The 11,656-nt window shown below is 67.9% G+C and carries 11 protein-coding genes; 5 read left to right on the top strand and 6 right to left on the bottom strand.

The window, feature by feature from the left end:
- Positions 1–31 precede the first annotated feature (31 nt).
- Positions 32–817: a 30S ribosomal protein S2 gene (gene rpsB, locus ACO057_RS17595; protein ID WP_421993912.1), complete on the bottom strand. Its 786-nt coding sequence runs from the start codon at positions 815–817 to the stop codon at positions 32–34.
- A gap of 137 nt (positions 818–954) precedes the next feature.
- Entirely contained in the window at positions 955–1,563 is a 609-nt protein-coding gene (gene phnN, locus ACO057_RS17590; protein ID WP_421993911.1) for a phosphonate metabolism protein/1,5-bisphosphokinase (PRPP-forming) PhnN, read from the bottom strand.
- 57 nt (positions 1,564–1,620) lie between these two features.
- Between phnN and ACO057_RS17585 the strand changes: the two genes are divergently transcribed.
- On the top strand, positions 1,621–3,366 hold the full coding sequence (locus ACO057_RS17585; protein ID WP_421993910.1) for a gamma-glutamyltransferase family protein: 1,746 nt from the start codon (positions 1,621–1,623) through the stop codon (positions 3,364–3,366).
- A gap of 17 nt (positions 3,367–3,383) precedes the next feature.
- On the opposite strand, the gene ACO057_RS17580 is transcribed toward ACO057_RS17585, so the two are convergent.
- Positions 3,384–4,157: an SDR family oxidoreductase gene (locus ACO057_RS17580; RefSeq protein ID WP_421993909.1), complete on the bottom strand. Its 774-nt coding sequence runs from the start codon at positions 4,155–4,157 to the stop codon at positions 3,384–3,386.
- 121 nt (positions 4,158–4,278) lie between these two features.
- On the opposite strand from ACO057_RS17580, the gene ACO057_RS17575 reads away from it, so the two are divergent.
- Positions 4,279–5,322, top strand: a complete 1,044-nt coding sequence (locus ACO057_RS17575; protein WP_421993908.1) for a C-terminal binding protein — start codon at positions 4,279–4,281, stop codon at positions 5,320–5,322.
- A gap of 38 nt (positions 5,323–5,360) precedes the next feature.
- Here the strand turns inward: ACO057_RS17575 and ACO057_RS17570 are convergent, their stop codons facing one another.
- The 3 genes from ACO057_RS17570 to ACO057_RS17560 form a co-directional block, all read right to left on the bottom strand.
- The gene (locus tag ACO057_RS17570) at positions 5,361–6,329 is read right to left on the bottom strand and encodes a Bug family tripartite tricarboxylate transporter substrate binding protein (protein WP_421993907.1); all 969 of its coding nucleotides are present in this window, start codon (positions 6,327–6,329) and stop codon (positions 5,361–5,363) included.
- A gap of 68 nt (positions 6,330–6,397) precedes the next feature.
- Entirely contained in the window at positions 6,398–7,957 is a 1,560-nt protein-coding gene (locus ACO057_RS17565) for an acyl-CoA synthetase (protein ID WP_421993906.1), read from the bottom strand.
- On the bottom strand, positions 7,954–8,652 hold the full coding sequence (locus ACO057_RS17560) for an SDR family NAD(P)-dependent oxidoreductase (RefSeq protein ID WP_421993905.1): 699 nt from the start codon (positions 8,650–8,652) through the stop codon (positions 7,954–7,956). Before ACO057_RS17560 ends, ACO057_RS17565 begins: the two co-directional genes overlap by 4 nt.
- Positions 8,653–8,753: 101 nt before the next feature.
- On the opposite strand from ACO057_RS17560, the gene dctP reads away from it, so the two are divergent.
- From dctP to ACO057_RS17545, 3 genes are read left to right on the top strand one after another with little or no spacing between them, the layout of a single operon-like run.
- Complete coding sequence (dctP, locus tag ACO057_RS17555) at positions 8,754–9,794, top strand: TRAP transporter substrate-binding protein DctP (protein WP_421993904.1); 1,041 nt, start codon at positions 8,754–8,756, stop codon at positions 9,792–9,794.
- 13 nt (positions 9,795–9,807) lie between these two features.
- On the top strand, positions 9,808–10,317 hold the full coding sequence (locus ACO057_RS17550) for a TRAP transporter small permease (RefSeq protein WP_421993903.1): 510 nt from the start codon (positions 9,808–9,810) through the stop codon (positions 10,315–10,317).
- Complete coding sequence (locus tag ACO057_RS17545; RefSeq protein WP_421993902.1) at positions 10,314–11,600, top strand: TRAP transporter large permease; 1,287 nt, start codon at positions 10,314–10,316, stop codon at positions 11,598–11,600. The genes ACO057_RS17550 and ACO057_RS17545 overlap by 4 nt, the downstream gene beginning before the upstream one ends.
- Positions 11,601–11,656: the final 56 nt, after the last annotated feature.

Raw genomic sequence — 11,656 nt, 5'->3', positions numbered from 1 at the left:
GCTCCTCTTTGTGACGATCGCTCGTCCAGTCTCAGGCCTGGGCGGCCGGCGCTTCTTCGGCGGCGGGCTCGATGACCTCTTCCGCCATCGGTTCGGCCATCGCGCCGACGTCGCGGCCCGATGCCTGCAGCTCGGCCGAGATGCCGTCGAAGACGGCGGCGGCGACCAGGTCGCAATAGAGGTTGATGGCGCGGATCGCGTCGTCATTGCCGGGGATGGGGAAGGTCACGCCCGAGGGATCGCAGTTGCTGTCGACGACGGCCACGACGGGGATCCCGAGCGTGTTCGCCTCTTCGATCGCCAGCTTCTCCTTCACCACGTCGATGACGAAGATCATGTCGGGCAGGCCGCCCATCTCGCGGATACCACCAAGCGCGCGGTCGAGCTTGTCGCGCTCGCGCGTCAGCATCAGCACTTCCTTCTTGGTCAGGCCCTGGATGTCGCCCTGCAGGCGCGCGTCCATTTCCTTGAGGCGCTTGATGGAGCCCGTGATGGTCTTCCAGTTGGTCAGCATGCCGCCGAGCCAGCGATGGTTGACGTAGTACTGGCCGCAGCGGGTCGCCGCCTCGGCCACGTATTCCGCCGCCGCCTTCTTGGTGCCCACGAAGAGCACGCGACCGCCGCCGGCAACCGTGTCACGCACGGTGCGCAGGGCGCGCTCGAGCATCGGAACGGTCTGCTGCAGATCCAGGATGTGGACCTGGTTGCGGATGCCGAAGATGTAGGGGGCCATCCGCGGATTCCAGCGCCGCGTGTGGTGACCGAAATGCACACCGGCTTCGAGCAGCTGGCGCAGGGAAACTTCTGGCATCGCCATGGCGATAATCCTTCCAAAACAGTCCGGTTAAGCCTCCGCGGCGCAAACCTCGACCGAAGCCGAGACCGGACCCTTGCCGAACGGAAGGGGCGCGCCGCGTGTGGATTGCCGGTGGAACGCCCACCGGCTGGGCAGCCCTATGGCCGAAAAAGCCCTTCCATGCAAGATGATGCGGTCGCGTCCAGCACATGCCTCAGCCGCGCGGCGCCCTCGTCGATCGTGCCGTCGTTGCGGATGGTGACGACATCCAGCCCTTCCGGCAGCCCCATCTCGCGATCAAGCCTCGCCTGGATCTGCTCCTCCGTCTCGCGGCCACGACGCGCCAGGCGCTCGGCCAGCAGGGCGCGGGGGGCGGTGACCTCCACGACGCGCAGGCGGCGGATCCGGCCGGCGGCATGCAGGACCGTCCGGGAGACGCTGATCACGGCCAGCCGGTCCTCCGGCGCCTCGATGCGGCGGATGCCGTAATGCAGCCCATGGGCCTGCCAGGTCAGGATGAAGGCATCCTGCGCCGCAAGTGACTGAAATTCCTCGATGGAGACGGCTTCGTGCTCCTCGCCGCCCGCCCCGGCCGGGCGCGTGATGGTGCGCCGGGCGAAGTGGAAGCGGGGATTCTCGCCTAATTCGGCCCGCACCCGATCCAGCAGGCTGTCCTTGCCCGCGCCGGACGGGCCCGCGAGCGCCACCCAGATCATCGCCTCTCCGGATTGACCACGCAGCTCAATTTTGCGCAGATCGTCACACATCCAAAAGGCTCCCGCATGTTCACCACTCGCCCTGAGATCGCCGGAACATTCGGGGCTGTGGCCTCCACGCACTGGCTCGCGAGCCAGGTCGGTATGGCGGTGCTGGAGCGGGGCGGCAATGCCTTCGACGCAGCGGCCGCGGCGGGCTTCACCCTGCAGATCGTCGAGCCACACCTCAACGGCCCCGGCGGCGACTGCCCCATCATCCTTCACGACGCGAAGCTCGGCCAGGAGATGGTCATCTGCGGCCAGGGCCCTGCCCCTGCCGGCCTGACCGTCGACCATGTGAAGAACCGGCTCGGCCTCGATCTGATCCCGGGCACGGGCTTCCTCGCGGCGCCCATCCCCGGCGCCTTCGACGCCTGGGCCTCGATGCTGCTGAACCACGGCACCTGGCGCCTGCGCGAGGTGCTGGCCTATGCCATCTCCTACGCCCGCAACGGCGCCCATATGGTGCCGCGCGTCTGCCAGACGATCGCAACGGTGAAGCCCCTCTTCGAGGCGGAGTGGAAGAGCTCGGCCGCGATCTGGCTGCGCAACGGCGGGCCGCAGCCCGGCGGGCTCTATGCCAACCCGACCCTGGCCGATACCTATGAAAGGGTGGTCCGCGAGGCCGAAGCCTCCGGACGGGACCGTGATTCCGAAATCCAGGCGGCGCGGGACATCTGGTATTCCGGCTTCGTCGCCGAGGCGATCGATCGCTTCGGCCGCACCCCGGCCGTGGACACTTCCGGCGAGCGGCATGCCGCGGTCCTGACGGGCCACGATATGGCTGGATGGCGCGCCGGCGTGGAAGCCCCGGCCTTCCTGGAATTCATGGGCACGACGGTGCTGAAATGCGGCCCCTGGAGCCAGGGTCCGGCGATGCTCCAGACCCTGTCTTTGCTGTCGGGCTTCGATCTGGCCGCGATGGATCCGGTGGGGGCCGAGTTCGTCCATCACGTCGCCGAAGCCATGAAGCTCGCCTTCGCCGACCGCGAGGCCTTCTATGGCGACCCCAACTTCGCCGAGGTCCCGCTCGCGACGCTGCTCTCCAAGGCCTATGCCGATGAGCGCCGCAAGCTCATCGGCCACGACGCCTCGCTGGAATTCCGGCCCGGCAACCCCGACGGCCTGCCGATCCGCGGCGTGGACTATGCCGCGGCCGTGCATCGTTCCGAGGCGATGGCCATGGCGGCTGGCACGGGCGAGCCCACCGTCTCGCGCCTGGGCGCCTCCAGCGGCGATACCTGCCATGTCGACGTGATCGACCGGCACGGCAACTTCGTGAGCGCAACGCCCTCGGCGGGCTGGCTGCAATCCTCGCCAGCCATCCCGGCGCTGGGCTTCTGCCTGGGCACGCGCTGCCAGATGTTCTGGCTGGATGAGTCGCTGCCCAATGGGCTCCAGCCGGGCAAGCGGCCGCGCACGACCCTCTCGCCCTCCATGGTTTTGCGCGACGGCAAGCCCTGGATGAGCTTCGGCACGCCAGGCGGCGAGCAGCAGGACCAGTGGCAGTCGATCATGGTCTCGCGGATGCTGGCGCACGGCTTCAATATCCAGGAGGCGATCGACCTGCCTTCCTTCCATTCGGAGCATTGGGTCAGCAGCTTCTGGCCGCGCGGCGCCAAGCCCGGCAAGCTCGTGCTGGAGGGGCGTTACGCACCGGAGGTCCTCTCCGCCCTGCAGGCCCGTGGCCACAAGGCGGAGATGGGTGGCGACTGGACCGAGGGGCGTCTGACGGGCGCCCGGCGCGAGGCGGACGGGCAGATCTTCGCGGGGGCCAATCCCCGCGGCATGCAAGGCTATGCGGTGGGGCGCTGAAGCGCCCCACCTGACGCTTACTTCGCGGCCGGCTTGCTCCGCGCCATGGCCGCGAGGTAGCCGCGGTTGCGCGTCGGCGTGATCAGGACCTCGTTGATGCAGACATGCGGGGGCATGGTCGCGAGGAAAAGGACCAGCGCCCCGCAATCCTCGGGCTGCACCATCTCCGACAACTCTTTGTCCGTCAGCTTGACCGGACGCTTGTCGAGGATCGGCGTGCGCACCTCGCCCGGGCACATGGCGGTGGAGCGGATGCCATTGCCGCACTCCTCCATGTTGAGGCTGTGGCTCATCGCCACGACCGCGTGCTTCGAGGCCGTGTAGCCGGCGCCCGACAGAGGGCTCACGAAGCGGCCGGCCATCGAGGCCGTGTGGATCATCAGTCCACCGCCCTGCGCGCGCATGATCGGCAGGGCCGACATCGCGCAATAGAAGGCCGAGAAGAGATTGCCGTTCACCAGATCCTGCACGCCCTCGGGCTTCAGGTCCTTCCAGCTGCGCTGCTGGATGTTCACCCCGGCATTGTTCACCAGGATGTCGAGGCGGCCGAGCTTGCTGTGGATGAAGTCCGCGACCTTCTGGACCGCGGCGGGCTTGGCGAGATCTGCCGTTTTCACATGCACGGTGCCACCGGCGGCCTTGATCGCGGCCGCGACCCTGTCGAGCTTCTCCTTGGTGCGACCGGTGAGGACGACAGCCGCCCCTTCCGCGGCCAGCGCGATGGCGGCGGCCTCGCCGATGCCGCTCCCCGCGCCCGTCACCCACGCGATTTGCCCAGCTAACTTACCCATCGGACGTTCCCTTCCATTGTTGAGCGGGAGCCTAGATGGACTGGATGCGGGTGCAAGAGGGCCGCTTGTCGCGCCGGCACGAGCATGCTTCGCTCGCTGAAATTCTTGGGAGAAAACGCAAATGGCGAAATTCCGCATCATCACGCCCGCAGGCGCGAGCTTCACCGTCGCTGGCGGCGGCTATGACCTCGAGATGGAGGCGCTCCAGGGCATGGATGCCGAGATCGTCGAGGCGCCCATGGACACCGCCGGCTTCATCGCCGCCGCCCAGAATGCCGATGCCATCTACGCCAAGGGCATCCCCATCACTGCCGAGATCATCGCGGGCCTGAAGAACTGCAAGTCGATCACGCTCGGCTCGGTCGGCGTGGACAGCGTGGACGTGAAGGCCGCGACGCGCGCCGGCATCCCCGTGACCAACGTGCCCGACACCTTCATCGAGGAGGTCGCCGACCACGCGATGACGCTGCTGCTCTCGAGCTTCCGGCGCGTGATCGAGCAGGACAAGATGGTGCGCGAGCATCGCTGGAAGGAAGGCCGCCCCGCGCTCCTGCAGATCCCGCGCCTCATGGGACAGACGCTCGGCTTCGTCAGCTTCGGCCGCGTGGCCCGTGCCGTCGCCAAGCGCGCGGCCCCCTTCGGCCTGCGGCTGATCGCCTATGACCCCTTCCTCGACGAGACGCAGATCAGCGAGCATGGCGTGATGCCGGTCTCGCTCAACGACGTCATGAGCCAGTCGGACTTCGTCTCCATGCACGCGCCGGCACGGCCGGAATGCACGCACCTCCTGAAGGAGGAGCATTTCCGGAAAATGAAGAAGACCAGCATCTTCATCAACACGGGCCGCGGCCCGACGGTGGACGAATCCGCGCTGATCAAGGCGCTGACCGAGGGCTGGATCGCCTATGCCGGCCTAGACGTGCTCGAGGTGGAGCCGCCCTCGCACAACAACCCGCTGCTGAGCATGGATAACGTGATCCTCTCCGCGCACACCGCCTCGGCCTCGGCGCGCTTCGACGAGGCGCGCAAGCGCCGCGTGGGCAGCGAGCTGGCGCTCGTCCTGTCGGGCAAGTGGCCGATGAGCTGCGTGAACCCGGCCGTGCTGCAGAACACCAAGCTGCAGCGCTGGCAGCCGGTGGGCATCGGGCGCGGCCCGAACAGCTAAGGACAGCGGCACCCCAAGGGCGCCGCCGCCGGCGGCGCCTACCCCGCGCGCAGCCCGAGCCGCTGGATCAGGGCGGTCTCGTGCTGCACCATCTCGCGCAGCAGCGCGGCGTATTCCGTGCTGTCGCGGTACTCCGAGATCATGTCGTAGCGGCTCAGCAACTCCTGGAACTGCTGGTCCCGCGTCGCGGCCGCGAAGGCGTCGTGCAGCCTGCGAGCGATCACGGGATCGAGCCCGGCCGGCGCCATGATGCCGAAGGGCGTGGTCACCACCATGCCGTAGCCCAGTTCCTTGAGCGTGGGGGCCTGAGGCCAGCGTCGCAGCCGATCCGGCGTCCAGACATTCAGGAACTCCGCCTGGCCGCCATCCACCAGCGCGCCCAGGCTGGTGGAACCGGCCATCAGGTCGATATGCCCGCCTAGCATCGACTGCGCCCCGTCCGCATCTCCGCGGAAGGGCAGATGCAGGGCCTCAACCCCCTCGCGTTGCAAAAGTTCGGCCATGGTGACGTGCGGCGTGCCATTGGCCCCGGTGCTGCCATAGGTCAGCTTGCCCGGATTGCGCCTCGCCTCCTCGATGAAGCCGCGCCATCCTCCCGTGAAGCGCCCGGCCTTGGCCGCCACCACGAAGGGATAGCCGGTGATGCAGGCAATGGGCGTGAAGTCGCGCAGCGTGTCATAGGGCAGCCGCTGCAGGATCTGCACGCGAATGGCCGAGGCGGGGAACTGCGTCAGCAGATATCCGTCGGGCCGAGCGCGCGCGACCTGGGCGGCACCCAGGGTGTTCGCGGCGCCCGGCTTGTTCTCGATGATGATGGGCTGCTGCAGTTGCCGGGATGCCGCCTCGGCTAGCGCGCGCATCGAGATGTCGGTCGTGCCGCCGGGTGGAAAGGGCACGATCAGGCTGATGGGCTTGGTCGGAAAGGCCGGGGACTGCGCCCTCGCCAGGCCAGGCGCAGCCAAGGCGGTGGCAACGACGGCACGGCGGCGCATCGGCGGGAACGGCATTCAGACGCTTCCTCTTGGACGTTGATGCGATCCTAGGGTTTGCGCCGTGCGAAAGCCAAGCTGCATGGCTAGAAGCGGATACCCTCCGCTTCCAGGCGCTCCCGGAGCAACGCTTTCGGAATCTTCCCGTAGGCCGACTTCGGGAGCTCAGCCCAGAAGACGAAGCGCTGCGGGTGACGGTAGCGTGCGAGTTGCGCCTCCAGATGCGCGAGCAGCTCAGGTGCTTCCGCCGAGGCGCCCTCGCGCAGCACCACGCAGGCCACGCCCGCCTCGCCCCATTTGGGATGCGGCAGCCCGACCACGGCGCACTCCGCGATGGTCGGGTGCGTCAGCAGCGCCTCCTCCACCTCGCGCGGATAGACGTTCGACCCGCCGGAGATGAACATGTCCGAGGCGCGGCCCGTGATGTGCAGGAAGCCGCGCGCGTCGAGGAAGCCGAGGTCGCCCGTGTGGAACCAGCCGTTGCGGAAGGCTTTCTGCGTGGCCTCCTCGTTCTGCCAGTAGCCGGCGAAGACACCGTTGCCCCGCACGCAGATCCCGCCCTGCTCGCCAGAGGCCAGGCGCGTTCCATCCTCATCGAGGATGGCGAGGTCCATGCCGGTCCGCGCCATGCCGCAACTGCCCACGCTCGGGTCGCTGTCATCCATCGTATGCTGGTCAGGGCGCAGGACCGTGATGTTGCCGGTCACCTCGCCCAGCCCGAAATACTGCACAAGACAGGGGCCGAGCCGCTCCATCGCGCGCTTCTGGTCGGCGCGGTACATCGGCGCCCCGGCATAGATCACATGCCGCAGCGCATGCGGCGCCGCGCGATCGTCGGCCGCCAGCATGTTCAGGATGGTCGGCACCGTGAACATATTGGTCACGCCGTGCCGCTCGATGAGTTCCCAGGCGACGCCGGTGTCCAACCGCTCGCCGGGCAACAGGACGGAGCAGGCGCCGCGCGCCACCTGGCTCATGGCATGGATGCCGGCACCGTGGCTGAGCGGTGCCACGACCAGCGAAACGTCGCGCTCCGTCAGGCCCGGCATCAGGTCGGCCAGATGGTTGGTGATGACGAAACCCATCTGGCCATGCGTCAGTACGGCCGCCTTGGGCCGGCCCGTCGTGCCGGAGGTGAAGAAGAACCAGCAGGGATGGTCGCGGTCCACATCTGCCTCGTGGTCTGGCGGCGGCGGCGTGGCGGAGGCCAGCATCGCCTCGTGATCGAACTCGCCATCCCGCGCATCCCCCACCGCGATCATCAACCGGCAATCGGGCTCGGCCTCCCGCACCGCATCGGCATGGGCGGCAAAGCCGTGGTCGCGCAGCATGGCCCGTGCGCCGCTGGCCGCGGCCAGATAGGCGGCTTCCGGCGGTGTCAGACGCACATTGGTCGGCACCCAGACGGCGCCGATCTTGAGGCAGGCCCAGAGGCTCTCGAACATCACGTTGGAATTGCGCGAATGGACCAGCACACGGTCGCCCGGCGCAATCCCGTGCGACCTCAGCGCGGCGCAAAGGCGATCGACACGCGCGTCGATCTCGGCCCAGGACCAGGCGCGGTCGCGCCAGATCAAGGCCGGCGCATCGGGCAGGCGCCGCGCCGTTTGGGTCAGCAGGCGGCCGAGATTGGCGGTCGGGATCATGCCATCACCCCCGCGCCGGCATATCCGCCATCCACCGGAAGCGCATGGCCGGTGATGTAGGAGGAACGCGCGTCGTCGAGCAGGAAGAGCGCTGCCTGGGCCACCTCCTCCACCCGGCCGTAGCGGGCCGCGGGGATGCGCGAGAGCCATTGCGCACGGGTCTGGGCATCATGAAGCTCGGTCACCAGGGGTGTCTCCACCGGCGCCGGGCAGATGGCATTGGCCCGGATGCCGTATTTCGCCAGATCGATCGCCAGAACCTGCGCCATGTTGATCACGGCGGCCTTGGACGCTCCATAGGCCACGCGATCCTGGATCCCCCGCAGCCCAGACACCGACGCTACAAGGACGATCGAGCCCCCCTTCCCGCCCGCGACCATCGCCTTGGCGGCGGCCTGAGCCACCAGGAAACTTCCGGTCACGTTCACGTCCAGGATGCGGCGGAAGACCTCCGGATCGGTGTCCAGAATGGGTGTCGCCGCCGATATCCCGGCGCTGCACACGACGCCGCGCAAATTCTTCAGGCCTCCGATCCAGGCCGCAACGGCCGTCGCATCGGTGACGTCGAGCCCGGTCACGCGCTCGCCCGCCGTCAGGTCCGCCGCCGCGACCTGCCAGCCCGCCCCCGGGGCCGCCTCCACGATGCCGAGCCCGATCCCCGAGGCGCCGCCCGTCACGGCCAGAAGCTTTTCCATGGTCCCCCCTCTAACGGCCGTCTTGCGCGTCCGGCTTTCCGGGTCGCATTGTGACACCGCAACGAGCGGCCAGCACAAGGCCGCCTGGGAGGAACGAGAGCATGATCCCGAGCCCGAGCCGCCGCGCCCTGATGGCGGGCAGTGCCAGTCTGCTGGCCGCCCCGCATGTCGCGCGTGCGCAGACGCAGTATCGGCCCGAATACAAGATGTCTGTGGTCGGCAACCGGCCCATCCCCTTCGCCGAGGGCGCCTTCCAATGGGCCGAGCTCATCACCGAGCGCTCGGGCGGCCGCATCAACGTGAAGGTCTATCCCGGCAGCCAGCTCGTCGGCGGCGACCAGACGCGCGAATTGCTGGCCATGCGCCAGGGCATCATCGACTTCGCGGTGTTCAGCACCATCAACATCGCGCCGCAGGTGCGCGAGGCCGGTATTTTCCAGCTGCCCTTCCTGATGCCCGACCACCGCGCCTTCGACGCGCTGCTCAACGGCGATGTGGGCCGCGACCTGGTCGGCATCATGGATCGCCGCGACGTGACCGCCGTCTCCTTCGGCGAGAACGGCTTCCGCGAGATCAGCAATTCCCGGCGCGCCATCCGAACGCCCGCCGACCTGCGCGGGCTGAAAATTCGTTTCGCCGCCGGCGCCATCTTCAACGACATCTTCAACGGCCTCGGCGCCAACCCCCTGCAGATGTCCTTCGCCGACCTGCAGCCGGCACTTTCGACCGGCGCCGTCGACGGGCAGGAGAACCCGGTCAACCTCTTCCTGGCCTTCCGCATGGACACGCTCTCGCAGAAGCACATGACCATCTGGAACTATGTGAACGACGCGCTGATCTTCGGCCTCAACAAGCAGCTGATGGCGAGCTTCACCCCCGCCGACCAGCAGCTCATCCGCGAATGCGGCGTCGAGGCCGCCCGCCGCAACATCGCCCTCGCCCGCCATGGCCTCGGCATTCCCGGTACCGACGACAGCGCGCTCGTGGACGCGCGCAACCGTGGCGTCGAGGTGACGGTCCTCACGCCCGAGGAAAAGCGCGTCTTCGCCACCGCGCTGCGCCCCGTCTACGACAAGTGGAGTGCCATGGTCGGGCGCGAGCTGGTGGCCAAGGCCGAAGCCGCGATCCGGACGGCCTCGTGAGGCAGTCCGCCTGATGGCCGCCGATTTCGACCCGACGGCGGCCCCTCCCGATCCCCGCACGCGCATCCCGCTCACGCTGGAGCGCGTGCTGCTCGCCGCCGCCATGGGAACCATGGCGCTCATCACCGCCGGCAATGTGGTCACGCGCTACCTGACCAACATCTCCTTCTCCTTCACCGAGGAATACTCGGTCGCGCTGATGGTCGCCGTGGCGATGATCGGCACGGCCCTCGCCACGGCCTGCGGACGGCATATCCGCATCGGCTATTTCGTGGACAAGCTGTCGCCGCGCGGCCGGCGCATCGCCGATATCATCGGCAGCGCACTGCTCATCCTCTGTTTCGCGCTCATCGCATGGTACGGCGCAAGGATGGTATGGGACGAATACGACTTCGAGGTGCTGTCCCCCGGCCTCGGTCATCCGCAATGGCTCTACAGCGTCTGGCTGCCGGTGCTGGCGCTGCTGGTGATCGGACGGGCCGCGGGCCGCATTCTTCGCCTGGCGCGTGGAGAGGAGGGATGATCGGCGCCGTCCTCTTCCTGATGTTCCTGACGCTGCTGGTGGGCGGCGTGCCGATCGGCGTGGCGCTCGGGCTCGCCGGCGCGCTCGCGATCACGCTTGCCGACCAGACACTCATGGCCATGCCGACCAACGTCTATGCCGGCATCGCGAAATACCCGCTGATCGCCATCCCCATGTTCGTGCTGGTGGGCTGCGTCTTCGACCGCACCGGCGTGGCGCTGCGGCTGGTGCGCTTCGCGACCACGCTCGTCGGCGCCGGGCGCGGTGCTCTGGCCTCGGTCGCGGTGCTGGTGGCGATGGTCATCGGCGGCATCTCGGGCTCCGGACCGGCCACCTCGGCCGCCGTGGGCCAGGTCGTGACGCGCAGCATGGTGAAGGACGGTTATCCGCGCCCCTTCATTGCCGGCACCGTGGCGGCCGCCGCCGCGACGGATATCCTGATCCCTCCCTCCATCGCCTTCATCGTCTATGCGGTGATGGTGCCCGGCGTCTCGGTGCCGGCGATCTTCATGGCGGGAATGATGCCGGGGATCCTGGCCGGCTGCGCCATCATCGTACCGATCGTCATCATCTCCTGGATCAAGGATTTCGGTGGCAAGAACCCGGACCGCGACCAGCTCTCCGTCTGGCGCGCCTTCAAGGAGGCGATCTGGGGGCTGATGGCGCCCGTGATCATTCTGGGCGGCATGCGCATCGGCGCCTTCACGCCGACCGAGGCCGCGGTGATGGCCGTGTTCTACGGACTCTTCGTCGGCTTCTTCATCTACCGGAGCATGACGCTGCGCGACCTCTACGAGATGCTGGTGGAGGCGGGCGAGATCTCGGCCGTCATCCTCATCATCATCGCGCTCGCCAGCGTCTTTGCGTGGTCCACGGCCACGCTCGGCATCGTGCAGCCCATCGCGGGCTGGATCGTCGGGCTCGGTCTCGGCGAATACGGCACCATCGCGCTGCTGATGATCGCGCTCATCTTCATCGGCATGTTCCTGGATGGCGTCTCCACCTTCCTCATCCTGCTGCCGGTGCTCATCCCCATCGCCATGGCCTTCCATTGGGACCTCACCTGGTTCGGCGTCATCCTCACCATGAAGATCGCCATCGGCCAGTTCACGCCGCCCATGGCCGTGAATCTGATGGTGAGTTGCCGCATCGCCGGCGTGACCATGGAGAGCACCATCCCCTGGGTGATCTGGATGATCCTGGCGATGTTCGTGGCGCTCGCTTTGGTGGTGGTGTTCCCGGGCATTGCGCTTTGGCTGCCGCGCTTCGCTGGGATGATGTGATGGACGCACTTCCACGAAGTGAGCGTCGAATGGGGGGCTTGCCGAAAGAGGCTGCC

The sequence above is a fragment of the Roseococcus sp. genome (assembly GCF_965227005.1).
GTDB lineage: Bacteria > Pseudomonadota > Alphaproteobacteria > Acetobacterales > Acetobacteraceae > Roseococcus.
The sequence above is the reverse complement of the archived record's forward strand: the minus strand, read 5'-3'. Positions and strand labels throughout refer to the sequence as shown.

Bases quoted from the DNA above. Each gene is read 5' to 3' on its own strand.
- rpsB (WP_421993912.1), bottom strand. From the start codon at position 817: ATGGCGATGCCAGAAGTTTCCCTGCGCCAGCTGCTCGAAGCCGGTGTG.
- phnN (WP_421993911.1), bottom strand. From the start codon at position 1,563: ATGTGTGACGATCTGCGCAAAATTGAGCTGCGTGGTCAATCCGGAGAG.
- ACO057_RS17580 (WP_421993909.1), bottom strand. From the start codon at position 4,157: ATGGGTAAGTTAGCTGGGCAAATCGCGTGGGTGACGGGCGCGGGGAGC.
- ACO057_RS17575 (WP_421993908.1), top strand. From the start codon at position 4,279: ATGGCGAAATTCCGCATCATCACGCCCGCAGGCGCGAGCTTCACCGTC.
- ACO057_RS17570 (WP_421993907.1), bottom strand. From the start codon at position 6,329: ATGCCGTTCCCGCCGATGCGCCGCCGTGCCGTCGTTGCCACCGCCTTG.
- ACO057_RS17565 (WP_421993906.1), bottom strand. From the start codon at position 7,957: ATGATCCCGACCGCCAATCTCGGCCGCCTGCTGACCCAAACGGCGCGG.
- ACO057_RS17560 (WP_421993905.1), bottom strand. From the start codon at position 8,652: ATGGAAAAGCTTCTGGCCGTGACGGGCGGCGCCTCGGGGATCGGGCTC.
- dctP (WP_421993904.1), top strand. From the start codon at position 8,754: ATGATCCCGAGCCCGAGCCGCCGCGCCCTGATGGCGGGCAGTGCCAGT.
- ACO057_RS17550 (WP_421993903.1), top strand. From the start codon at position 9,808: ATGGCCGCCGATTTCGACCCGACGGCGGCCCCTCCCGATCCCCGCACG.
- ACO057_RS17545 (WP_421993902.1), top strand. From the start codon at position 10,314: ATGATCGGCGCCGTCCTCTTCCTGATGTTCCTGACGCTGCTGGTGGGC.